Origin of the sequence: Aeromicrobium yanjiei, from assembly GCF_009649075.1 — a bacterium.
GTDB classification, from domain to species: Bacteria; Actinomycetota; Actinomycetes; order Propionibacteriales; family Nocardioidaceae; genus Aeromicrobium; species Aeromicrobium yanjiei.
The window spans coordinates 2,130,728-2,153,414 of the sequence record NZ_CP045737.1 but is presented as its reverse complement, the minus strand read 5'-3'; the positions used below and the strand labels follow the sequence as shown (position 1 = coordinate 2,153,414).

25 protein-coding genes are annotated in these 22,687 nt (G+C 68.6%); 7 read left to right on the top strand and 18 right to left on the bottom strand.

All coding sequences use genetic code 11. The features are described 5' to 3' along the window. The first annotated feature begins 120 nt into the window (after window positions 1–120). On the top strand, window positions 121–2,181 hold the full coding sequence (locus GEV26_RS10685) for a putative bifunctional diguanylate cyclase/phosphodiesterase (protein WP_153653057.1): 2,061 nt from the start codon (window positions 121–123) through the stop codon (window positions 2,179–2,181). A 7-nt stretch (window positions 2,182–2,188) separates the two neighbouring features. On the opposite strand, the gene GEV26_RS10680 is transcribed toward GEV26_RS10685, so the two are convergent. Further along, window positions 2,189–3,013 (bottom strand): aldo/keto reductase, encoded by an 825-nt coding sequence (locus tag GEV26_RS10680; RefSeq protein ID WP_153653056.1) that lies wholly within the window; start codon window positions 3,011–3,013, stop codon window positions 2,189–2,191. A gap of 49 nt (window positions 3,014–3,062) precedes the next feature. After that, window positions 3,063–4,715 (bottom strand): FAD-binding dehydrogenase, encoded by a 1,653-nt coding sequence (locus GEV26_RS10675; protein WP_153653055.1) that lies wholly within the window; start codon window positions 4,713–4,715, stop codon window positions 3,063–3,065. 187 nt (window positions 4,716–4,902) lie between these two features. Between GEV26_RS10675 and GEV26_RS17875 the strand changes: the two genes are divergently transcribed. Beyond that, on the top strand, window positions 4,903–5,529 hold the full coding sequence (locus GEV26_RS17875) for a hypothetical protein (RefSeq protein ID WP_194839822.1): 627 nt from the start codon (window positions 4,903–4,905) through the stop codon (window positions 5,527–5,529). A gap of 51 nt (window positions 5,530–5,580) precedes the next feature. Here GEV26_RS17875 and GEV26_RS10665 read toward each other — a convergent pair whose 3' ends face one another. Both GEV26_RS10665 and GEV26_RS10660 read right to left on the bottom strand, forming a co-directional pair. Then, the gene (locus GEV26_RS10665; RefSeq protein ID WP_153653054.1) at window positions 5,581–6,342 is read right to left on the bottom strand and encodes a DUF2189 domain-containing protein; all 762 of its coding nucleotides are present in this window, start codon (window positions 6,340–6,342) and stop codon (window positions 5,581–5,583) included. A gap of 40 nt (window positions 6,343–6,382) precedes the next feature. Further along, window positions 6,383–7,648 carry a geranylgeranyl reductase family protein gene (locus tag GEV26_RS10660; RefSeq protein WP_153653053.1) on the bottom strand — a complete coding sequence of 422 codons (1,266 nt, stop codon included), beginning with the start codon at window positions 7,646–7,648 and terminating at the stop codon, window positions 6,383–6,385. 45 nt (window positions 7,649–7,693) lie between these two features. Between GEV26_RS10660 and GEV26_RS10655 the strand changes: the two genes are divergently transcribed. Then, a complete protein-coding gene (locus tag GEV26_RS10655) occupies window positions 7,694–8,419 on the top strand; it encodes a queuosine precursor transporter (protein ID WP_153653052.1) in 726 nt (241 codons plus the stop codon). Between the two features lie 137 nt (window positions 8,420–8,556). Here GEV26_RS10655 and tgt read toward each other — a convergent pair whose 3' ends face one another. The 10 genes from tgt to GEV26_RS10605 all read right to left on the bottom strand — a co-directional run bounded on the left by tgt (window position 8,557) and on the right by GEV26_RS10605 (window position 16,725). Beyond that, on the bottom strand, window positions 8,557–9,762 hold the full coding sequence (gene tgt, locus GEV26_RS10650) for a tRNA guanosine(34) transglycosylase Tgt (protein WP_153653051.1): 1,206 nt from the start codon (window positions 9,760–9,762) through the stop codon (window positions 8,557–8,559). A gap of 12 nt (window positions 9,763–9,774) precedes the next feature. Continuing rightward, entirely contained in the window at window positions 9,775–10,425 is a 651-nt protein-coding gene (locus GEV26_RS10645; RefSeq protein ID WP_153653050.1) for a M50 family metallopeptidase, read from the bottom strand. A gap of 4 nt (window positions 10,426–10,429) precedes the next feature. After that, the gene (locus GEV26_RS10640) at window positions 10,430–10,834 is read right to left on the bottom strand and encodes a tetratricopeptide repeat protein (RefSeq protein ID WP_153653049.1); all 405 of its coding nucleotides are present in this window, start codon (window positions 10,832–10,834) and stop codon (window positions 10,430–10,432) included. Between the two features lie 49 nt (window positions 10,835–10,883). After that, a complete protein-coding gene (locus tag GEV26_RS10635; protein ID WP_153653048.1) occupies window positions 10,884–11,606 on the bottom strand; it encodes a hypothetical protein in 723 nt (240 codons plus the stop codon). 10 nt (window positions 11,607–11,616) lie between these two features. Further along, window positions 11,617–12,237, bottom strand: coding sequence for an NAD(P)H-dependent oxidoreductase (locus GEV26_RS10630; RefSeq protein WP_153653047.1), 621 nt, complete (start codon window positions 12,235–12,237; stop codon window positions 11,617–11,619). Beyond that, complete coding sequence (locus GEV26_RS10625; RefSeq protein WP_194839821.1) at window positions 12,234–12,818, bottom strand: DUF998 domain-containing protein; 585 nt, start codon at window positions 12,816–12,818, stop codon at window positions 12,234–12,236. The genes GEV26_RS10630 and GEV26_RS10625 overlap by 4 nt, the downstream gene beginning before the upstream one ends. A gap of 62 nt (window positions 12,819–12,880) precedes the next feature. After that, window positions 12,881–14,050, bottom strand: coding sequence for a cystathionine gamma-synthase (locus tag GEV26_RS10620; RefSeq protein WP_153653045.1), 1,170 nt, complete (start codon window positions 14,048–14,050; stop codon window positions 12,881–12,883). Beyond that, window positions 14,050–15,423, bottom strand: coding sequence for a cystathionine beta-synthase (locus GEV26_RS10615; RefSeq protein WP_153653044.1), 1,374 nt, complete (start codon window positions 15,421–15,423; stop codon window positions 14,050–14,052). Before GEV26_RS10615 ends, GEV26_RS10620 begins: the two co-directional genes overlap by 1 nt. Window positions 15,424–15,439: 16 nt before the next feature. Continuing rightward, window positions 15,440–15,952 carry a hypothetical protein gene (locus GEV26_RS10610; RefSeq protein ID WP_194839820.1) on the bottom strand — a complete coding sequence of 171 codons (513 nt, stop codon included), beginning with the start codon at window positions 15,950–15,952 and terminating at the stop codon, window positions 15,440–15,442. Between the two features lie 236 nt (window positions 15,953–16,188). Continuing rightward, the gene (locus GEV26_RS10605) at window positions 16,189–16,725 is read right to left on the bottom strand and encodes a DUF6318 family protein (protein ID WP_279586734.1); all 537 of its coding nucleotides are present in this window, start codon (window positions 16,723–16,725) and stop codon (window positions 16,189–16,191) included. Between the two features lie 296 nt (window positions 16,726–17,021). Between GEV26_RS10605 and GEV26_RS10600 the strand changes: the two genes are divergently transcribed. The 4 genes from GEV26_RS10600 to GEV26_RS10585 all read left to right on the top strand — a co-directional run bounded on the left by GEV26_RS10600 (window position 17,022) and on the right by GEV26_RS10585 (window position 19,665). Next, window positions 17,022–17,435, top strand: a complete 414-nt coding sequence (locus tag GEV26_RS10600; protein ID WP_153653041.1) for a hypothetical protein — start codon at window positions 17,022–17,024, stop codon at window positions 17,433–17,435. A gap of 413 nt (window positions 17,436–17,848) precedes the next feature. Then, window positions 17,849–18,001: a hypothetical protein gene (locus tag GEV26_RS10595; RefSeq protein WP_153653040.1), complete on the top strand. Its 153-nt coding sequence runs from the start codon at window positions 17,849–17,851 to the stop codon at window positions 17,999–18,001. A 64-nt stretch (window positions 18,002–18,065) separates the two neighbouring features. Next, window positions 18,066–18,473: a hypothetical protein gene (locus tag GEV26_RS10590; protein ID WP_153653039.1), complete on the top strand. Its 408-nt coding sequence runs from the start codon at window positions 18,066–18,068 to the stop codon at window positions 18,471–18,473. Window positions 18,474–18,750: 277 nt separating this feature from the next. Continuing rightward, window positions 18,751–19,665, top strand: a complete 915-nt coding sequence (locus GEV26_RS10585; RefSeq protein WP_153653038.1) for a hypothetical protein — start codon at window positions 18,751–18,753, stop codon at window positions 19,663–19,665. Window positions 19,666–19,990: 325 nt separating this feature from the next. Here GEV26_RS10585 and GEV26_RS10580 read toward each other — a convergent pair whose 3' ends face one another. Genes GEV26_RS10580 through GEV26_RS10565 form a run of 4 tightly spaced genes read right to left on the bottom strand, consistent with a single transcriptional unit; the run spans window position 19,991 to window position 22,651 of the window. Further along, entirely contained in the window at window positions 19,991–21,259 is a 1,269-nt protein-coding gene (locus GEV26_RS10580; RefSeq protein ID WP_153653037.1) for a WXG100 family type VII secretion target, read from the bottom strand. Further along, window positions 21,256–21,552 carry a hypothetical protein gene (locus GEV26_RS10575; protein WP_153653036.1) on the bottom strand — a complete coding sequence of 99 codons (297 nt, stop codon included), beginning with the start codon at window positions 21,550–21,552 and terminating at the stop codon, window positions 21,256–21,258. Before GEV26_RS10575 ends, GEV26_RS10580 begins: the two co-directional genes overlap by 4 nt. Beyond that, complete coding sequence (locus tag GEV26_RS10570) at window positions 21,549–21,854, bottom strand: SAV_915 family protein (protein ID WP_153653035.1); 306 nt, start codon at window positions 21,852–21,854, stop codon at window positions 21,549–21,551. The genes GEV26_RS10575 and GEV26_RS10570 overlap by 4 nt, the downstream gene beginning before the upstream one ends. Before the next feature lie 41 nt (window positions 21,855–21,895). Beyond that, window positions 21,896–22,651 carry a hypothetical protein gene (locus tag GEV26_RS10565; RefSeq protein WP_153653034.1) on the bottom strand — a complete coding sequence of 252 codons (756 nt, stop codon included), beginning with the start codon at window positions 22,649–22,651 and terminating at the stop codon, window positions 21,896–21,898. Window positions 22,652–22,687 lie beyond the last annotated feature (36 nt).

The window sequence follows — 22,687 nt, the reverse complement described above, 5'->3', positions numbered from 1 at the left end:
GGCCCTCCGACGCGCGAGCCGTCAGTTGGCCGAAATCTGGTCCCGCTGAGCCGGCCGAGCGGGCACAATGGTCCGGCCGGGCCGCCTCGGTGTCCTGTCACGTCGTCGAAGAGGTCCCGCATGGTCGTCGAGCGCGCTGACGACGAGACCACCATGCTGCGTCAGATCATCGAGGCCACCCCCAACGCGATGCTGATGGTCGACCCGCGCGGACGCATCACGCTCGTCAACTCCCAGACCGAGTCGCTGTTCGGCTACAGCCGTGAGGAGATGCTCGCGATGAGCATCGAGGACCTCATCCCCGAGCGGCTGCGGGCCAGGCACCGCTCGACCCGCGAGGGCTTCTTCGCGGCGCCCGCACGCCGCGGGATGGGAGCCGGCCGCGAGTTGTTCGGACGGCGTCGCGACGGCAGCGAGGTGCCGGTCGAGATCGGGCTCAACCCGATCCACATCCGCGACGAGCAGCACGTGCTGGCCTCGGTCATCGACATCACCGAACGCCTGCTGGTGCAGGCCGTCGAGAGCGCGAAGAACGCCGATCACCTGCGCCGCTCGATCCTCGACAGCCTGCCGTTCAGCATCATCGCGTCCGATCCCGACGGCACGATCGTGACGGCCAACCCCGCCGCCGAGCGGCTCCTCGGGTTCTCCCGCGGCGAGCTGGTCGGCACGCCCATCCGCTCGCTGCGCCAGGGCGCGAGCAGCGACATGCCGCTGCTGGCCACCCGTCCCGACGCGGTCGACGAGCGCGAGGTGGACTACCTCCGCAAGGACGGCTCCACGATCCCGGTCAACGAGGCGATCTCGTTGATCGCGAGCGAGGACGCCGAGGTCACCGGATTCCTCTCCGTGGCGTACGACATCACCCAGCGCCGGCAGGCGGAGGCGTTCATCCGCCACGTCGCGCACTACGACTTCCTCACCGATCTGCCCAACCGGACGAAGCTGTTCGAGCGGCTCGACCACGACCTGCGCCTCGCGGTGCGTCACGGTCGCGGCGTGGCGGTCGCGATGGTCGACATCGACCACTTCAAGCGGGTCAACGACTCGCTCGGCCACCACGTCGGTGACGAGATGCTCGTCAAGGTCGCCGAGCGTCTTCGCGGGCACATGGGTCCCGACGACATGGTCGCGCGCCTCGGCGGCGACGAGTTCGTGCTGGTCCTGACCGGCATCCACAGCGAGGACCAGGTGGAGGGCCGGATCTCGCGGGTGCTGGCCGACGTCCTGGAGCCGATGGTGTGCAGCGGTCACGAGCTGACCGTCACGGCCAGCATCGGCGTGGCGATGTTCCCCCTCGCCGGCAGCGACCCCACGACGCTGCTCAAGCACGCCGACGCCGCGATGTACCAGGCCAAGACGAGCGCCCGCAACAGCCATCGCTACTTCGACTTCTCGATGCTGGACGCCACGAACGACAAGCTCGCGATCGCCGCGGGGCTGCGGCACGCACTGGACCGCGACGAGATCTCGGTGGCCTACCAGACCCAGATCAGCCTGGTCACCGACGAGGTGATCGGTGTCGAGGCGCTGGCCCGGTGGCACACGTCCGACGGACGGGAGATCACGCCCGATCTGTTCATCCCGGCGGCCGAGGACAACGGCCTGATCATCGCCCTGGGGGAGCGCGTGCTGCGGCAGGCCTGCGTCGACACCGTGACGATGTCCCGCGAGATGGGCCGGCCGCTCAAGCTCGCGGTCAACGTGTCACCCCGCCAGTTCAACGACCGCTCGTGGCTCGACGTCATGCACCAGGCCCTGCGCGACTCCGAGCTGCCCGCCGACCGCCTCGAGCTGGAGATCACGGAGGGGATCTTCATGGAGAACCCCGCAGCCGTCGTCGAGGTCATGAACACCGTGAGGTCGCTCGGCGTCGGCATCGTGATCGACGACTTCGGCACCGGCTTCTCGAGCCTGGCCTACCTCACCCGGTTCCCGATCGACAAGATCAAGATCGATCGCTCGTTCATCGCCGACGTGGTGGTGGACGCCGCCGACGCCGCAATCGTCAACTCGATCATCGTCATGGCCCACACCCTGGGCATGACAGTGGTGGGCGAAGGGGTCGAGACCGACGCCCAGGAGTCGTACCTGCGCGAGCGCGGCTGCGACGAGGCGCAGGGGTTCCGCTACAGCCACGCGCTGCCGCCGCTCGACGTCGTCGCGGCCGCGAGGGGCTAGGCGCGCTTCAGTACTCCTCGTGCGTCCGCGGGTCTCCGCCGATGCGCTGACCGTTCTCGAGGCCCGCGATCAGCTGGATGTCGTCGGCGTCGAGCTCGACGTCGAAGATGTCCAGGTTGCTGCGGAACCGCTCGGGTGTGGCCGACTTCGGGATCGGTGCCGCGCCGATCTGGGTGTGCCAGCGCAGCACGACCTGGGCGGGGGAGAGATCGTGCTTGCTGCCGATCTCGGCGAGCACGGGCTGCTCGAGCAGGTCGCTCTTGCGGCCGAGAGGGGTCCAGCTCTGGGTGATCGTGCCGAGCCGCTCGTCGGCCGCGCGTTGCTCGGTCTGCGGCAGATAGGGGTGCAGCTCGACCTGGTTGACCGCGGGTGCCACGCCGGTCTCGGCCACGATGCGGTCGAGGTGCTCGGGCAGGAAGTTGGACACGCCGATCGAGCGCGTCAGCCCCTCCTCACGCAGCCCCACGAACGCCTTCCACGTCTCGACGAACAGGTCGGCGCTCGGATTGGGCCAGTGGATCAGGTAGAGGTCGACGTGATCGAGGCCGAGCCGCTCGAGCGAGGCCTCCAGCTCACGACGCGGCCCCTCGCTGCCGTGGCCGTCGCCGGGCAGCTTGGTCGTGACGAACAGCTCGTCGCGCGAGACCGGGGAGTCGGCGATGCCCTGCCCGACGGCCGTCTCGTTCTCGTAGCGGGTCGCGGTGTCGAGCAGCCGGTAGCCGGCGGCTATCGCCTCGGTGAAGATCGCCGGGTCGTCGATCGAGTACGTGCCGAAGCCGAGGACGGGCATCTGTCGCCCGTCGTTGAGCTCCACGAGGGGTGCAAGGGTCATGCCTCAACCGTACGTCCGCCGGCGCGTTCGACAAGCCAGGCGAGGCCGGTCAGCTCACCTGGGCCGCCGCGGCGCGGCCCGCGGCCCGTCCGCTGAACAGGCAGCCGCCGAGGAACGTCCCCTCCAGGCTGTTGTAGCCGTGCACACCTCCGCCGCCGAACCCGGCCACCTCGCCCGCGGCGTACAGGCCCTCCAACGGTTGACCGTCGGCGCCCAGCACCCGTGAGTCCAGGTCGGTCTCGAGCCCGCCGAGCGACTTGCGCGTCAGGACGTGCAGGCGCACCGCGATGAGCGGGCCCTTGGTGGGGTCGAGCATCTTGTGCGGGCTGGCGACCCGGATGAGCCGATCGCCGCGGTACGACCGCGCCTGCCGCAGCGCGGTGATCTGCAGGTCCTTGGTGAAGTCGTTGTCGAGCTCGCGGTCACGCTCCAGCACCTGCCGGCGTACGAGCTCCAGGTCGACCGGGGCCTCGGGGGTGAGGCCGTTCATGCCGGCCACCAGCTCCTCGATCGTGTCGGCGACGACGAAGTCCTCGCCGTGGCGCTTGAACGCCTCGACCGGGCTGGTCGCCCCTTTGGACAGTCGCTCCTTGAGGAGTGTGCGGACGCTCTTGCCGGTCAGGTCCGGATTCTGCTCCTGACCGGAGAGGGCGAACTCCTTCTCGATGATCGCCTGGGTGAGGATGAACCACGAGTGGTCGTGGCCGCTGCGCCGCAGCAGCTTGAGCGTGCCGAGCGTGTCGAACCCGGGGAGGCCGGGGACGGGCAGCCGGTGCCCCGATCCGTCCAGCCACATCGACGACGGGCCCGGCAGGATGCGGATGCCGTGCATGGGCCAGATCGGGTCCCAGTTCTTGATCCCCTCGACGTAGTGCCACATGCGGTCGCGGTTGATGTGGCTGGCGCCCGCCTTCTCGGCGATCGCGAGCATCCGGCCGTCCACGTGCTGCGGCACGCCGGAGATCATGTGTCGGGGCGGGGTGCCGAGGCGCTCGGGCCAGCTGGCCCGGACCAGGTCGTGGTTGCCGCCGATGCCGCCGGAGGTCACGATGACGGCCTGGGCGGACGCGGTGAAGTCGCCGATCGCGATGCGTGAGGTGGGCGCGGCTCGCTCGGCGTCCGTGGGCTCCAGCACCTGGCCGGTCACGCCGGTGACGACCCCGTCCGTCACGACGAGCTCGTCGACGCGGTGCCGGAAGGCGTACTGCACGAGTCCGTTGGCATGCCCTTCGCGGACGATTCGCTCGAACGGCTCGACGATGCCGGGGCCGGTGCCCCACGTGATGTGGAAGCGGGGGACCGAGTTGCCGTGGCCGCCCGCCAGTCCGCCGCCGCGCTCGGCCCAACCGACGACGGGGAAGACACTGTGGCCCTTCTCCTTCAGCCAGGCCTGCTTCTCCCCGGCGGCGAAGTGGACGTACGACTCGGCCCACCGGCGCGGCCAGAGGTCCTCGTCGCGGTCGAACTGCGCGCTGCCCAGCCAGTCCTGCATCGCCAGGTCGACCGAGTCCTTGATGCCCATGCGCCGCTGCTGCGGTGAGTCGACGAAGAACAGCCCGCCGAACGACCAGTACGCCTGACCGCCGATGCCCTGCTCACCCTCTTGATCGATCAGCAGGACCCTGCGGCCGGCCTCCACGAGCTCAGCGGTGGCGACGAGCCCGGCCAGGCCGGCGCCGACGACGATGACATCAGATTCCATGCCGCGATTGTGTCGTACGCGGGTGCCGTCGGCCCGCCAAGCGCGGTCGACGCGGCTGCGTAAGGGCCGCAATACCACAGGAGACAAACCGACTCGCCGGGCCCTTCGAGGGTGAAATGACTACCTGTGGTGACTCATCAGCACTATGTTCAGGGGCGTCATCATTCATCGTTGGGAGAAATTTGTCATGGCCGTTGACTTGAAGTCTCTAGGCATCAACACCCAGGGAGCGCTCGTATCGGGCGCCCTTGCGATCATCCTGACCTTCTTCGGGGCCTACATCCGCATCAGCGGAGGTGGCCAGTCGGAGAACGTCACGAACGCGTGGGACGGCTGGGGAACCCTGGCGTGCCTGCTGCTCATCGCCTCCTTCGCGCTCGTCATCGTGAAGGCCTTCGCGGGGGACACCCTCCCGCGTGAGGTGCCCTGGACGCTGATCGCGCTCGCACTCGCCGTCATCGCGGCACTCATCCTCATCATCAAGCCGTTCACGGTCGACGTCCCGGACTTCCTGGACGACATCTCGGTCGGCCCGGGCTGGTCCGGATGGATCCTGTTCGTCGCGGTGATCGCCTTCGTCGTCTTCGTCGCGCTGCTGTTCAAGGACTCGGGCGAGAAGATCCCGGAGATCAACAAGAGCAGCAACGGCACCGGCAGTGCACCGCAGGCACCGCAGGCACCGCAGTCGTACACGCCGCCGCCGGCTCAGACGCCGCCCCCGGCTGCGCCGCCCGCCGCTCAGACGCCGCCGCCCCCGGCTGCGCCGCAGAATCCGCCCGCGCCGCCGGCCCCCCCGGCTCCGCCCGCGAGCTGATCGCACACTGCACCAGAAGGGCCCGGCCTCGGCCGGGCCCTTCGTGCGTCCTCAGACTGTCCGGCCGGTGACCTGCAGGGACCGGTAGGCGTACACGAGGATGAGGGTGCCGAGCGGCATCGACGCAGCGATGCCGACGAAGCACAGCATCGTGCCGGCGTAGGCCACGGCGATGAGCAGGCCGAACGTCAGGAGGCACAGGCCGAGGTGGGCGCGGACGAGCGCGAAGCTCCCGCGGATGGCCGCGAACGTCCCGAGGTCCCGGTCGAGCAGCAGCGGGAGCGTGAACATCGAGAAGGCGGCGAAGGCGATCCCGGGCAGCAGGCACAGGATCGTGCCGAGGACACCCGCCACGAGCAGCACGGCGGTGGTCACCATGACCCGGCCGGCACGGCGGGTGCTGAGGATCATCCGGTACGACGGGGTGCCACCGTCCGCGATGAGCAGGCACATCCGTACGAGATTGCCGTGGAAGAGCGACAGCGGGATCGCGACGACCAGCGCCGCAGCGTACAAGAGGCCGACCGTCGCCCACAGGTCCTGGAACCGGTCGAGCTGCACGGTCGAGCTGGTGGTGGGCTCGGCCATGTCGATCCAGATCGGCACGAGCCGCCAGAAGTACATCGCGTAGAGAACCAGGCCCACCACGACCGTAGGGATCATCGCGGCGAGCAACACCTTGAGGTGCACCCGCAACATGTCCCACGACCACCCGAACGCGTCGGGGATGCGGAACGGCGGGGGCGCGGCGTAGCTGGGCGGGCCGTACGCGTAGGGGTACGGGGTGCCGTGGGAGGGCGGCTGGTCGCTCATGGCATGACCGTAGTGGCCCGGCCCGCCACCCGCGCGGCGTTCAGGACGTGAAGGGCGGCCGGTCGTCCAGGCGTACCGACTGGCGTCCGGCCCACCGCCAGAGACGGGCGGTGAGGTCGCGGTCCTCGTCGGTCACGAGATTGCCCATCACGCGCAGCGCGAAGGTCATGAGGTGGTGCGAGCGCATGCCGACGGGGCCCGCCGTGGGGAGCAGCCGGGGGACGGTGATGAGTCCCGCGAGCCGGCGGGCGATCGAGAACGCCTCGCCGTAGCGGGCGGTGAGCAGAGCGGGCCATGCGGCGGCGAGATCGGTCTCGGACCGCAGCAGCTCGGCGGCCTCACGCCCGGTCTCCATGCCGTAGTCGATGCCCTCGCCGTTGAGCGGGTTGACGCACCCCGCGGCGTCCCCGACGAGCACCCAGTTGGGCCCGGCGACGCCGGAGACGGCGCCACCCATCGGCAGCAGGGCGCTGGTGGGGATGCGCAGCTCGCCGCTCAGGTCCCACTCCTCGCGGCGGAGGCCTGCGTAGTGCTCCATGAGCGGACGGATCTGCAGGTCGGCGGGACGCTTGGCGGTCGCGAGCGCGCCGACGCCGAGATTCACCTCGCCGTCGCCGAGCGGGAAGATCCAGCCGTAGCCGGGCAGCACCATGTCGCCCGATCCGTCGGCGGCGGGGCCCCGCAGCTCGAGGTGCGAGGAGATCCAGGGATCGTCGCTGCGGCCGGACTTGACGTACGACCGGCCCGCCACGCCGTACGCGGTGTCGCGGTGCCACTCGCGCCCGAGGACGCGACCGAGCGGCGAACGTACGCCGTCGGCGACCACGAGGCGGTCGCAGTGGACGGTGTGCGGGGTGCGCTCGCGGCCGACGTGGAAGACCACACCGGTCACGCGGCCGGCGTCGTCGCGGACGGCGTCCACTGCCCGGGCGCCCTCGAACGGGGTCGCACCAGCCTCGACCGCGACCCGGAAGAGCTTGTCATCGAGCTCGGTGCGGGGGACCGCCGAGCCGTAGTCGGGCAGGGAGCCGCCGGGCCAGGGGAGCAGGAGCTCCTGGCCGAATCCCGCGGCGCGCAATCCGCGGTTGGTGCCGTGGCCGCGGACCCAGTCGCCGAGGCCCAGTCGCTCGAGCTCGGCGATCGCACGGGGCGTCAGTCCGTCGCCGCAGGTCTTGTCACGCGGGAACGTCGCCGCATCGGCGAGGACGGTGTCGAGGCCGAATCGGGACGCCCAGGCGGCGGCCGCGGATCCGGCGGGACCGGCGCCGACGACGAGCACGTCGGTGCGGGTCGGAAGCGCGGTCATGCAGCGATTCTCCCAGAGGGGTCGGCGGCTGGCAGGATGGGGCACATGAGCTCTGCGGACACCTCGGCCCGGGCGGAGCGCGAGGTGCACTTCGCCTCTCGCGGATCGTCCTACTACGACATCCTGCTCGCGGTGTTCTGTGTCGTCCTGGTCGTGTCCAACATCGCGGCGACCAAGGGCACGCAGTTCTTCTCCGGCGACGTGTCGATCGGTCCGGTGCAGATCATCCCGGTGTTCTCCGACGGCGGCGCGGTCCTGTTCCCGCTGGCGTACATCATCGGCGACGTGATCTCCGAGGTGTACGGCCTGCGCGCGGCCCGGCGGGCGATCCTCGTGGGGTTCGGCACCGCGATCATGACGTTCGTGACGTTCCTGATCGTCATGCAGCTGCCGAGCGCGGAGTTCTACGACAACCAGGAGGCGTTCGAGAGCGTCGTCTGGTCAGGCGTGCAGATCGTGGCGGCGTCCCTGGTGGCGTACCTCGTGGGGCAGTTCCTCAACTCGTACGTCCTGGTGCGGATGAAGGCCCGCTCCGCCGAGCCCGGCCTCTGGCGACGGCTGGCTGGCTCGACCGGCGTCGGCGAGGCGGCCGACACGCTGATCTTCTGCGCGATCGCCGCCTCGGCGATCGGTGTCGACAGCTTCGGCGCGTTCCTCAACTACTTCGTCGTCGGCTTCTTGTTCAAGTGCGCCGTCGAGCTGCTGGTCATGCCCCTCACGATGGTCGTCATCCGAGCCTTGAAGCGCCGCGAGCCCTCCTACTGGCAGTGACCCGCCCACCCAGCCCCCGTTTCCCCGTGGTCGGGTTCCCACGGGACCGTGGTAATTGGTCACTTCCCTCGTGTTGTGACGCTAGGGAAGTGCACAAACCCCACGGTCCCGTGGGAAACCGACAACCGGCGGAGGGGTCAGGCGTAGAAGCGGGCGAGGAAGTCGTCGCGGAAGTCGGGGAAGGTGCCGGCTTCGATGTGGGCGCGCATGTCGTCGACGAGGCGTACGGTGAACCGCTCGTTGTGGATCGTGCAGAGCGTCGCGGCGATGTACTCCTTGGTCTTGAACAGGTGGTGCAGGTACGCCTTGGAGTAGTGGGCGCACGTGTAGCAGTCGCACTCCGGGTCGATCGGCCCGAAGTCGCGACGTGAGGCCGCGACCAGCAGGTTGTAGCGGCCGGTCATCGCGTAGACGCGGGACGATCGCGCGACCCGCGACGGCGACACGCAGTCGAACGTGTCGCAGCCGTTCTCCACCGCGGTGAACAGGTCGTCGGGCTCGCTGATGCCGAGCAGGTGCCGCGGCTTGTCGTCGGGCAGCTCCTCGTTGACCCAGCGCACGATCGTGCCGAGATTCTCCTTCTCGATCGCCCCACCGACGCCGTAGCCGTCGAACCCGAGGCCGTCGATCTCCAGGTCGGCGAGCCCGCGGGCGGCCTGGCGGCGCAGGTCCTCGTGCTGGGCGCCCTGGACGACCCCGAACAACGCCTGCCGGGGCTTGTGCGCGCGCTCGAGGTCGAGCCGCTGGTGCTCGACGAGGCACCGCCGCGCCCACGCCTGGGTGCGGGCGAGCGACTGGACCTGGTAGTCCTTGGTGTTCATCAGCGTCGTCAGCTCGTCGAACGCGAACATGATGTCCGCGCCCAGCTGGTGCTGGATCTGCATCGACACCTCGGGGGTGAACCGGTGCTTGGAGCCGTCGAGGTGCGACTTGAACGTCACGCCGTCGTCATCGACCACGGCGAGCCGGTCCTTGCCCTCGGCGATCACGTCGTCGGCGGTGACCCCCTTGGCGTCCATCGACAGGGTCTTCTGGAACCCGGCGCCGAGCGACAGCACCTGGAAGCCGCCCGAGTCGGTGAACGTGGGGCCCGGCCAGTTCATGAACGTCCCGAGCCCGCCGGCCTCGTCGACGATGTCGGCGCCGGGCTGGAGGTAGAGGTGGTACGCATTGGCGAGCAGCGCCTGCGCGCCGAGATCGGCCATGGCCTCGGGGAGCACGGCCTTGACCGTCGCCCGGGTGCCGACGGGGATGAACGCGGGGGTGCGGATCTCTCCATGGGGGGTGGAGATGGTGCCCGTACGACCGAGGGCACCTTCGAGCTGGGAGCCGACGGAGAACATGCCCCCATCCAATCAGGGCGGTCCGACGAGCCAGACCGCGGCGGCCAGGGCGGCGCCGGTGAGCAGGATGAACACGACGTTCCACACCGCCGCGGGCAGGATCGTGAGGCGCGCGAGCACGTCCGCATCGCTGGTGCGCGTGCGTACGCGACGTCGGTGCGGCCACAGCTCGATCGACGTACGAGGGGCCGCCAGCAACAGGAACCACGCGAACGTGAGCGCGGCGAAGTCCTGGACCCGCTCCGGCGCCCGCCACACGAGCAGGGACACCGCGGCCGCGCTGAGCACGACGACGAGCAGACCGAACCAGTTGAGGATGAACGCCAGCATGAGAGCGAGGGTCCCGAGTCCGGCGTAGAGCGCCCACGCGGTCCGGCCGCTCTCGACCAGGGCGACCGACGCCAGCCCCAGGGCCGCGGGAGCGAGGTAGCCGGCCGCCGCGGTCGCGATCATGCCGGGGCCGCGCGGCTTGCCCGAGGAGACCGTGAGGCCCGAGGTGTCGGTGTGCAGGCGGATGCCGTTGAGTCGCCGGCCCGTCAGCACCGCGACCCCCGCGTGGCCGGCCTCGTGGACGAGGGTCACCACGTGACGGGTGACGGACCAGGCGGGCGGCAGGGCGATCAGCACGACGGCTGCCGCCGCTGCCGCCCAGGTGGGGTCCAGGGGATCAGCCTGTCGGACGGTCGACGAGCTCGACCCGGGTCGCGTCCCGCGGGGACGCGCCCATCGCCGCGGCGATGCGGTGGTGGACTACGCCCTCGCGATGACGGCTCTGCCGGTCCAGCGCGAGGCCGAGCGCGGTCTGCGCCCACGCACTGGTCGGCTCGAGGTCGACGAGACGGCGGAACGACTCCTCGGCCGGCGACAGCTGCGCGGCGGCGAAGTGCGCCCGCCCGAGCAGCTCCCAGGCCCCGGCGTGGCCGGGCTCGGCGTCGACGACCTTGCGGAGCACGCGGGCAGCGTCCCTCGGGAAGCGCGAGTCGAGGAGCTCCTCACCCAGACGGAAGGCGTCGAAGACGTCCATCGCGGCGATCTTGTCGTCCGTGATGTGGGGGGTCATGTAGATGGTCATGTTGCGCTCCTCTCAGAAGTCGGTGCGGTCAACGCCGCGAGGCAGGCGTTCATTCCACCCGCTCGGGAGCGGGATCGGTGGGCTCCGGCGCGTCCTGGGTCGGGGCGGTCTCGCCGACCGAGGGGCTCGGCCGGGTGGGCTCCGGCGTGGCCGTCCGCGTCGGCGTGGGTCTCGTGGCCGTGGGCGCCGGTGCCGGGTCGCGGTTGTCGGGGGTCACCGCCGGATCCGGGTCCTCGTCCTTCTCGTCGTCCTTGTTGTTGTCATCGTCCTTGCCGGGCGCGTCCTTGTCGCTCTTGCTGCCGCCGAACGTGTCGCCGATCGTGGTGCCGCTCGACCCGCCGAGGGTCTTGTCCGACACGAGCTCGTACGTCGTGATGGCCGCGAGCGCGAGCAGGGCGACCACGACGGTCGTGATGATGACCGCCTTCCAGCGTAGGACGGGTCCGTCGTTGTCGACGACCTCAGCGCTGCGGACGGGGGAGTGCTCGGCCTCCGCGATCTCGTCGAGGGCCTCGGCGATCTCGCCGTCCTGGACCGTCCGCTCCACGAGCGCACCCGACGCGGTCTGGGCGAGCAGGGTCTTGCCCTTGTCGAGGGTACGCGCGTAGAACGCGGAGCCGACGGTGGCGATGAAGCTGCCGAGCGCCACGCCGATCATGGTTCCCGCGACACCCAGCCGGGACGCCAGCCACGCGGAGGTGACAGCGGCCAGGACGCTGCCTGCGACCTGAAGCCAGGAGATCTCACCGAACAGACCACGACGTTCAGACATGTCCTCCAGCCTAGGAGACGGCCCCGAACGTCTCGGCGGCGAGCACGCCGACCTCGTCGAGCCATGCCGCGCGCTGCTCGTCCGAGGAGCCCGCCACGGGACGGAGCACGCGGCGAGTCACGGCTGGGCTGCCGAGATAGGGCGCGATGCAGCGCCCCCAGATCGACGCGAGGGGGTCCTTGTAGAGCGTCTCCTCGCGCTCGTCCGTGGTGTCGGACGTGTTGACCACGAAGAGCTGCTGCACCGGCGCGAGGGGCTCGGGGTGGCCGGTGGCGTCGGCGAGCCGGTACGCGACCCCGGGCACGACGACCCGGTCGACCCATCCGGTCAGGATCGCGGGGGGCATGCCCCACCAGTTGGGGTGCACGACCGCGAGCCCGTCGGCCTGGCGCAGCTCCGCGCGGTGCAGGCTGATCAGCGGATCCTCCTCGCGCGCGAGCGCCGACTCGGTCTCGTCACCGGTCGTGTGGGACTCGTACGTCGCGAGGATCGGGTCGAACCGCTCGGCGTACAGGTCGTGCGAGCGGACCTCGTGCCCGAGCTCGATCAGCTGCTCGGCGACCCGCTCGGCCAGGGCATGACAGAAGCTGGTCGACCGGGGGTGGGCCAGCAGGAGCATCACACGACTCATGCTGGGATTCTGGCAGCCCCCGAGGTCGTACGTCCGGCGTTCGGGCCCGACACGGCGAGAGCGATGACCGCGACCCACAGGTAGCCCGGCCACAGCGCGAGCCGCTCGAACGCCCCGACGTACGACGTCGCGTCGGTCAGCAGCAGCGTGGCGAAGCCGATGACCCCGACGAACGACAGCCCGGCGACGACGATCGTGCTGCGGGAGCGCAGGCTGATGCCCATCAGGAGCAGCGCCAGCGGCTGGGCCACGAAGATCGGCACTGCCACCAGGCTGTGCAGCGCGCCGTCCTCGTTGACCGGCGCGAGGCCCACCCCGATCGTGCCGAGGCCCGAGACGCACCACAGCGCGACCGAGGCCCGCCCGGCCCGCCCGGGAAGGGCGCGCAGGCCCAGCAGGAGCGCGCCGAGGAGCAGGGCCAGGCCGAACCAGACGAACGCGACGTTCATGCCCGCGTGCCAGTCCGAGCACAGCACGTCGCCGCGGATCGTCCGGCACGCGGTGTTGCCGAGGTCGCTGATCGTGCTGTGGGCCAGCGAGTAGTCCGCCGACGTGTGACGCGAGACCACCAGCTCGGTCACGACGTACAGCGGTTGGAGCGTCCAGAGGGCTGCGCCGAGCAGCGCGAGCCGGTGGGTCGCGCTCAGCTCAGGGCCTGCTCGAGGTCACCGATCAGGTCCGCGACGTCCTCGATGCCGACCGACAGCCGCACGAGGTCGTCGGGCACCTCGAGCAACGAGCCCGCCGTGGAGGCGTGGGTCATCGCGCCGGGGTGCTCGATGAGCGACTCGATGCCACCGAGGCTCTCGGCGAGGGTGAACAGCTCGGTGCGCGAGCAGAAGTCGAGCGCCGACTGCCGATCCTTCAGGCGTACGGACACCATGCCGCCGAAACGACGCATCTGGCGTGCCGCGGCCTCGTGGCCGGGGTGCTCGGGGAGACCCGGGTACAGGACCGACGAGATCGACGGGTGTCCCTGCAGGAAGTCGACGACCGCCTCGGCGTTGTCGCAGTGCTGGTTCATCCGCACGGCCAGCGTCTTGGCGCCGCGCATCGTCAGGTACGCGTCGAACGGACCGGGCACACCGCCTGAGCCGTTCTGCAGGAACGCGAACGCGGCGTCGAGCTCTTCGTCGTCGGTGATCAGCGCGCCGCCGACGACGTCGGAGTGGCCGCCGACGTACTTGGTCGTGGAGTGCAGGACGACGTCGGCGCCCTGCGTGAGCGGCTGCTGCAGGTAGGGCGAGGCGAACGTGTTGTCGACCACGAACGTCGCGGACGCCGCGTGCGCGATCTCCGCGATCGCGGCGATGTCACCGATGTTGAGCAGCGGGTTGGTCGGCGTCTCGATCCAGATGGCCTTGGTGGCCGGGGTGACCGCGGCACGGATCGCGTCGAGGTCGTTGACCGCGGCGGGGGTGTAGGTGATGCCCCACTGGGTGAACACCTTGTCGATCAGGCGGAACGTGCCGCCGTACGCGTCGTCGGGGATCACGAGGTGGTCGCCGGGACGCAGCAGCGACCGCAGCGCGGTGTCGGTCGCGGCCATGCCCGAGCTGAACGCGCGGCCGTACGTCCCGCTCTCCAGCGCCGCGAGGTTGCCCTCGAGTGCCTTGCGGGTCGGGTTGCCGGTGCGGGCGTACTCGTAGCCGCCGCGCATGCCGCCCACGCCGTCCTGCGCGAACGTCGAGCTGGCGTAGATCGGCACGTTGACCGCGCCGTTCTCGGCGTTGGGCTCGTAGCCCGCGTGGATCGCCCGGGTCGCGAATCCGTGCGTCCGGCCCTCGTCGCGTGCGCTCTCGTCGTTGCCCATCAGACGTGCACTCCCAGCAGATCGTGGCGGGTCAGGACACCCAGCGGCTTGCCCTCTTCGACGACCATCACGGCGTCGCTCGAGCTGAGCGCCTTGAGGGCGTCGTCGAGCGTCTCGCCGGAGCCGAGCAGGGGCAGCGGCGGCTCCATGTGACGCGACACGGGGTCGGTCAGCTGGGCGCGGCCCTCGAAGACGGCGCTGATCAGCGCGCGCTCGTTGACGCTGCCGGCGACCTCACCGATGACGATGGGCGGCTCGGCACCGACAACCGGCATCTGCGAGACGTTGTACTCGCGCAGGATCTCGATCGCGTCGCGGATCGTCTCGGACGGGTGGGTGTGGACCAGTGCCGGCAGACCGCCGGTCTTGCTCAGCAGCAGGTCACCGACCGAGAGCTGGTGGGAGGTGCCGTCGAGGGGCTCGCGCAGGAAGCCGTAGGACGACATCCAGTCGTCGTTGAAGATCTTGCCCAGGTAGCCGCGGCCACCGTCGGGCAGCAGCACCACGACGAGCGCGTCGGGGCCGGCCTCGGCCGCGACCTTCAGTGCGGCGACCGTGGCCATGCCGCAGGAGCCGCCGACGAGCAGACCTTCCTCGCGCGCGAGGCGACGGGTCATGTCGAAGGAGTCGGCGTCGGAGACGGCGATGATCTGGTCGGGGATGCTCGGGTCGTACGCGCTGGGCCAGAAGTCCTCGCCGACGCCCTCGACGAGGTACGGGCGGCCCGTGCCACCGGAGTAGACCGAGCCCTCGGGGTCGGCGCCGATGATCTTGATGTCGGGGTTCTTCTCCTTGAGGAACCGCCCGACGCCGGTGATCGTGCCACCTGTGCCGACACCGGCCACGAAGTGCGTCACCTTGCCGTCGGTGTCCGCCCAGATCTCGGGGCCCGTGGTCTCGTAGTGGCTCTCAGGACCCGCGGGGTTGGAGTACTGGTCGGGCTTCCAGGCGCCCTCGGTCTCGCGGACGAGCCGGTCCGAGACGTTGTAGTAGCTGTCGGGGTGCTCGGGCGGCACTGCCGTCGGGCAGACGACGACCTGCGCGCCGTACGCCTTCATCGCGTTGCGCTTCTCCTCGCCGACCTTGTCGGGGCACACGAAGATGCACTTGTATCCGCGCTGCTGGGCGACGAGGGCCAGGCCGATGCCGGTGTTGCCGGAGGTCGGCTCGACGATGGTCCCGCCGGGCTTCAGGGCACCGGACTCCTCCGCGGCGTCCACCATCTTGACCGCGATGCGGTCCTTGGCGCTGCCTCCGGGGTTCAGGTACTCGATCTTGGCGGCCACCGTTGCCGATCCGGGCGTGGTGACAGAGTTGAGGCGGACCAGCGGGGTGTTGCCGATCAGCTCGACGATATGGCTTGCAATGGGCATGCGGCCATTCTTGCACTCAACGCCTCGTCAGCACGGGGGCCGCTTCCCTCACGTCGAGCTGTGCGGCCGGACCCGATGCCACGAGCGTCTGGCCGATGGTCTGCCACGCACCGCCGTCGACGCGATATCGGACCCGATACGTGACGTCGACCCGCGCGCGTACGTCGTCCGCAGGCTCGCGATAGCGGTGCGTGACGTCCATCGCGGGATAGGGCTTGCCCGGTGTGGAGGTCGATCGCGTCGTGCCGTCGCCGTGCACCCAGTGATAGGTCACGGGCTGCGCGACCAGGTCGACGTCGTAGCCGAGCAGCTCGATGCTGCGCTCGAACGCCTGCGGCTGCGCGTAGAAGATCGTCTCGACGTTCACCAACGTCTCGTCGCCGGGCTGGATCTGCACCTGCAGGCTCGGCAGCCCGATCTCCCGCGCCGCCCGCAGGACGTCGCCCGGAGTCAGCTCGCGCCGCTCCTCAGCCTCGGGCTCGTCCGGGTCCTCCGGCGTCTGGGTGCGGCAGCCGTAGATCGCGTTCACCGGATCCACCCGACACTGCATGTAGATCCGGTCATACGTCGGATCGTTGACAGGCGCCGCATCGCCGGATCCGTTGACCGGCACGTTTGGAGAATTGTGTCGGGCGCTGGGTCGAAGAATCTTCTGCGCGTCGAGCCTGATCGAGGTATTCCGACGGTTCGGGTCAACGTCTATGTCCGCAACTGCCACCGAGGGATGCAGGAGCACCGCGAGTGCCAGGATAAGAACGGCAAACTTCACGGCTCGGCCCTCACGAGTTTGGACACTTGATTCTCACCCTGGGATGTGGACGTGACGAGGAAGGCAAGTTCTGCGTTCTCTGGGGACGTTGGCCCGGGATCGTTGGCTTCGTCTACGCGCTGCGTACCTGCTGGCGCATCGAGATGGGCGAATACCCGTCTAGTTGAACTGGATTGCTCCACCTCGATCTCACTGAGACTCCACTGACCACCCTTGAAGTAGCCGCCGGCGGCGTAGGTGTCGCGGTAGAGCGAGATGTAGCTCTGGCAGCCCTCGCACGTGGGGGCCGAGAGGCGGGTGAGCTCTTCCACGTCCCCGGTTGCCGCGGCGTAGTTGAAGACGTCGACGTAGTGCTTGACGAAGGCGGCGGCACCCTCGGGGGAGTCCTGGCGGGCCTGGTCCGGCATGGGTGGGGCCGTGGCGGTCGGCGTCGGGGTCGTGGCCGATCGCTGGGGCTCGATCGGCGCCGGGTCAGAAGACGAGCAGGCACCGAGGGCCAACGCCGTCGCCAGGACAATTCCCCCGAATCGCATCTTCGAAAACTACCGAAACGACAGCGATTCGGTAAGCCCTGACGCGACATCTGTGGACGACGACCGCCACGGCGCGGGCGGTAGTGCTGATGCTCGCGGTCAGTCCCGCAGCCGTTGACGGTCCGCCAGTTTGAGCTCGGTCCTTCGCCAGTCGGCCATCTGCTTGGTGTGTGGCCGTTCAGGCTCGCGTCAAAGACGATCGTGTGCGGGTCGTCGAGCCGGCTGCGACAGCGCCAGGGCCGAGGCTCGGCGGGGAGTACGGCAGCGTCGTCGCTGCGTCCAGGGACGATGAGGGCGTGCTGCACACCGAGCTGGTCGCAAGCACCAACAAGTCGAACCTGGACCAGCTGGAGGCGCTGTGCATCGTGCTGGCGTTCAAGCACACCGCGTCATTGGTGGTAGGCGGTCGTCAGCTCGGAGCCCTGGGCAAGCGCCTTCAGGAACGCGGCTTCGACGTCAAGTTGATGACCTTGGGTGACCAGTTGCAGGCGTGCTCGGTGGGCTACGCCGCTATCGTGGGCGGCAAGGTGACTCACGCCGATGATCAGCTGCCGCGGGTCCAGATGCCGCGTGCCCGGCGTAAGAACGTAGGGGAGCCCTGCCGGTCGCCAAGGACGCCAGCATCTCTGACATCGACGGTGTCATCGTCACGATCCAAGCTCTCTACTGGACCGAGACGAATCCCAAGCGGACCTTGCAGCTTGTTCTAGGCTCTAGCGCCGCTGGGTGCCCGTAAGTAAGACGTACAGGCCAGCGGGGATAAATGCGATCCCAACAATCGAGAGCGACAGTCCAACAGCATCGGACTCGACGTTCCCAGCAAGCGATGTGATCCCGACGCTTATAAGAAGGCAAAGCCCAAGAATCATGAGCAGAGCTGGGCGAGGCCAGGCGTCCCACGGTGTGGGCTTGCCACGCCGAGCACGAGCCGCCCCAATGGCAACTCCGAGCATGAGCAGTGGGAGCGCATAGAGAACGGCTTTCACGCGGTTATCGTCGCACGTGCATCTACACGGATGCCCCTGGGCCTGGCGCTGGCACACAGCTGGGGTCGTCTCTTACGGTCACGGCCATCACGGCTGGGACCTGGGTCAAGTTCCGCCTCACGGTGACGACCACGAGCGTGAGCCGCCAGCGGCTCGACGGCACACCTTCCGGTGTCCTGTCGGTCAACAACACGACCCACCGCGGCAGGTACTTCCACCTGACCCGTAACTACGACACGACCACGGGCCAGTTCGCGCGGTTGCGCAACGTCAAGGTCGTGTCCCCCTAGCCCCCAGGAGGGGGAGAGTTGCTGGTCCCTTCACCCTCTCCTGGGTCCTCACATCGAGCACATCGTGCGCGAGAAGTCCATCCTTAGCATCGCTATTTCGACAATCTGTCCACCATCCACCGTGGATGACGTGTCAAAAGAACATTTATTCGCGACCCCTGCACTTCCAAGGTTTGCCGAACTAATGCACAGAACCACCCAGGAAGAAGTGGACTTGACAAGCCCAGCTATCGACAGCCTCGGGGGCTATGCGCACACGCCCTGTGCGGTGTGGTGTCGTCTTGGTGACGACACGATATGTGGTCTCCTTTTCGGCATGAACACAAACCTTGTAACCGCAACCATTCGCTTCCCCGAGAGCATTGCCTCCATGGACGTTCTCTGCCTCTTGAAGTACGCAGAGGAATTGGGGGTGACCGTCGCAGGCTGGGAGTGGCCGAAGCCCGAGTTCCAGCACCCCTTTGCAGCTTGATCGCAGACGACCGACTGTGGTCAGGCCGGCAGTTGTGTCGGCGTTTCATGATGTGCTTCTCATATGACACCGACAAAAACGCGCACCGTCGTCACGGCCAAGTTCTGCATCCCAGACGACCTCGCCGCCGCAGACCTCCTGCTTCAGATCAAGCACGCAATGGAAATGGGCATCGTCGTGTTGGACCTGGATTGGCCCACACCTGAGCGGCATCCATTCGCGGCGTGAAGGACGTGAACGAGTGCCGAATGAGCCGCAACGCTGGCATGATCGCACGGTGACTGAGAACAAGGGGACCTGCTTCATCGCTATGCCGATCACCACTCACAAGGAGGAGGCTGCTCGGTACGGGGGCGATACCGAACACTGGAACCACGTGATGGAACATCTATTCGTCCCGGCAATCGAAGCAGCCGGATACGAAGCTATCCGGCCCGTCACCAGCGGCTCCAGCATGATTCACGCAGAAATCGTTAAACATCTATCCGAGTCCACGATGGTCTTGTGCGACCTGAGCGGGCATAACCCCAACGTGTTTTTCGAGCTGGGTGTGAGAACGTCCCTCGATCTGCCCGTGGCCTTGGTCAAAGACAATTTGACGAGCATCCCCTTCGATCTTGGGGGGATGAATACCCATAGCTACGGATCGTCCATCAACGTGTGGTCGAACGAGAGCGACGTCGATCAACTCGCGACTCACATAACTAGGTGCGTCGAGACCTGCAATGACAAGAACCCGCTGTGGCAGAGGTTCGGTCTGTCGATTAAGGCGGAGGAGCCAACCGCTAACGGGTCACCTCATGACGCCAAGATGGATCTCCTGTTGGACCGGATGGATCACCTGGATCGCCGGATAGCGCAACGTGGCGACTCCGTTTTTTATCGCGATCGTGATGACGAGGATCTTGCCGCCACCAGACAGCAGGCCTGGGAGACGGTAGCGTCCGAAGTCAGTGAAATGAGTCATCTGCGCGGGAGATCGCGCGACGACGAAATCGTTGAACAGGTTTTCATCAACGACTTGACCGATTATCTCGTGGAGCGTCTTCCAGGATTTCTGCCGCGATTCCACATCGGCGACGGCGTGGTCCAGGTACTAGACCCCGGAAATGATATTCCTCCAACTATTCGAACGGTCTTGAAGAACCGTGGCCACCGAAATGGCATAAGAGTCGGATTCGCGTCGGTGTGACCGGATGAGCAGTCACACGCCATAGTCTTTTTCAGCACTAAATGTCGACGTAGTGCTTGACGAAGGCGGCGGCACCCTCGGGGGAGTCCTGGCGGGCCTGGTCCGGCATGGGTGGGGCCGTGGCGGTCGGCGTCGGGGTCGTTGCCGAGCGCCGGGGCTCGATCGGCGCCGGGTCAGAAGACGAGCAGGCACCGAGGGCCAACGCCGTCGCCAGGACAATTCCCCCGAATCGCATCTTCGGAAACTACCGAAATACCAGCGATTCGGTAAGACCTGGGACCAGATCTGTGCACAACCTGCCCGGGTGCGGCGCCGAAGCAGCGGATCAGTCGAAGAGTCCGCCGATCTTGCCGGCGACGCCGGAGACGCCGTCCTTGATCGCGCCTCCTGTGTCCTTCAGCGCGTCCACGCCCTCGTCGAAGGCCTTGCCGACGTCCGGACCGTTCTCGAACAACGAGTCGATGGCGCCGTCGGAGAAGATCGCGATGCCCGCGCCGACCACGGTTCCGACGACCGCTCCGACGGCGGTCCCTGCTCCGGGGACGACCGAGCCGATCGTGGCCCCGACGAGCGCGCTCGTCCCCACCGTGGCGCCGGCACCGACGAGCAGACCCGCGCCGGTCGACGCGCCCTGCGAGACGACGATCTGGGTCGTGGTCTCGCCCTCCTGGTAGTCGTTGTAGGCACCGAGACCCAGGCCGATCGGACCGAGCACCTTGCCGAACCGGCCCAGCACCTTGGGGACCTTGCCCTCGCCTGCGAGCTGGCTCTGCCGCAGCAGGTCCTCCGCCTCGTCGAGCTTGCCTGCCAGGGCGAGCCGGTCCGCCTCCAGCTTGGCCGTGTCGAGGCTCTTGAAGAAGATCCACTTGCGCTTCATGTAGCGCTCGGGATGGGCCTGCAGGTCGTCGATCGCGCGGCGAGCCTCGTCGACGAGATCCGCCGCGCGCTTGTTGAGCTTGCTCTGCTTGCCCGCGACGGCGACGCCGAGGGCGCCGACCGCGGCGTCCCCGAGGATGTCGGCGGTGGTCAGCAGCCACGACGCGTGCTGGCCGACCGTGTAGTCGTCCTGGAGGGACCGGCACGCGGTCGCGTACTTGCGGTCGATGCGTGCGGCCTCGCTCGAGGCGTGGTTGTACGCCCGGATCTTGTCCTGGTGGGCGTCGTACGCGGTGACCTTGGCGTTGTGCGCCGTCACCTCCTCGGGCGTGCCGGTGAAGCCGTCCGGCGGGCGCTCCGGCCCGGGGCCGGGGTCCTGCACCATGAAGCCGACGACGGTGAGGCCGGCGGCCGTCGCGTCGCTGCGGATCGTGGCCATGTCGTTCTGGCAGCCGCGCAGCTTCTCGGCGAAGTCGTCGAGGTCCTCGGCCATCTTCTTCGCGGCGCTCTCCAGCGAGTCCGTCTTGTCGCGGGCGCCCGACATGCAGGACGAGAACTGGTCGCCCGCCGGACCCTGCCAGGAGTCGTCGGCGGACTTGCGCGCGTCGTTCATGCCGTCGGCGGCGTCAGCGATTTCGGGCGCCAGTGAGTTGCGCAGCCAGGTCGCGACAGACTCGACGGACGACGGCGAGCCCTCGATCTCGGTGTCGACGCTCACCGCTCGGTCGCCTTCTTGATGTCGGCGAACGTGGCTTCGGCCTCGGCGTCAGCACGTTGGTAGTAGTCCCGGCTGAGCCGGACGAGGTCGGCTGCGCCGCTCGACGCGGACGACACGTTGCCCGCACTGTCGACGACCTGGCTCAGCATGCTCGCGATGACGCCCGTCATGGGACCGGCATCGACACCTGCCGGCACCGAGCCGGACAGCTCATCCAGCCCGCTCGCGCCGCGGTCCAACGTCGCCGCGATCGACGCGAGAGCGGCCAGGTCGACGTCAAGCCGGCCGGTCATGCGGTCACCTCCGACGTGTCCTCGCGCAGACCGGGATCGACGTCGACGAACAGCAGGTCGTAGGGCGTCTCGTCGTGGATGCGCTGAAGCGTTGGGATGTCGCACAGCACCCAGGGGCTGCCCGGAAGATAGAAGTCCTCCAGCCGGTCGGGTGCCGAGTACGCGTAGAGGGCAGTCCTGCCGTCCTCGACGTGGTGCATCACGATGTGCCGCTGGTGCGGGTCAGGGTCGTCCGTCGTCGGGACGTAGACGACCGGCGGCATGGCGCGCCCGGTCGCGGACTCGGTGGTGCTCGTGCTCATCGTCATCCCCTGTGTGTCGACGTGTCGTGCCCGGTCGTGGGTCAGCGCCGCAGCCGTTGGCGGTCGGTGAGCTCGAGCTCGGTCCGCAGCCAGTCGGCCATCTGCTGAGGTGTGTGGCCCGTCAGGGTCGTGTCGAAGACGACCGTGCGCGGGTTGTCCAGCCGGCGGCGACGGCGCCAGGGCCGGGGCGGGGGCGCAGGCTGATGCCGGGTCCTGCCCTCGATGTCAGCCACCACGTACTGATCGATGGCCGCGACCCGGGTGACGCTCGCGCGACCGCAGCGCTCACGCCCGTTGACCGTGTCGTGGACGAGCTCGCTGGAGGTGAGCCACAGCGCCTCGTTGCGGCGGCGACCGCTCGCGGACAAGATCGCGCGCACCAGGAACCAGATGCCGACAAGACCGACAGCGACGCTCGGGACGAGCCACGAGCCTCCCTCGACCAGACCGATACCGGCCACCGTGAGGAGTGCGGCACCGAGTCCCAGGTCGATGACCAGGTCGTAGCGCCACTGCCAGGGCCACGACTCGACCCCGCGCGCCTCCTCGCCGTCGAGGTCGACGCGGTCCACCGTCGGCAGCCGGCCGGTCGCGGCGAGCGCGACGGCGAGAGCGACGGTGAGCACCGTGGCGGCCACGGTGTACCAGCCGAGCGCCCGCAGCGCGTGGACGTCTGCCGGCACCGCGACGAAGGCCACGACCACCAGGAACGTGCCCAGCGCGGCGATGATCAGGTTGGTTGCGACGGCGCCCCACTTGGCGCGCCCGCCGAAACGTACCTCCCCGATGTCGCTCATGGCGACACGATATGCCTATCCCGCCGCGCTGCGCAC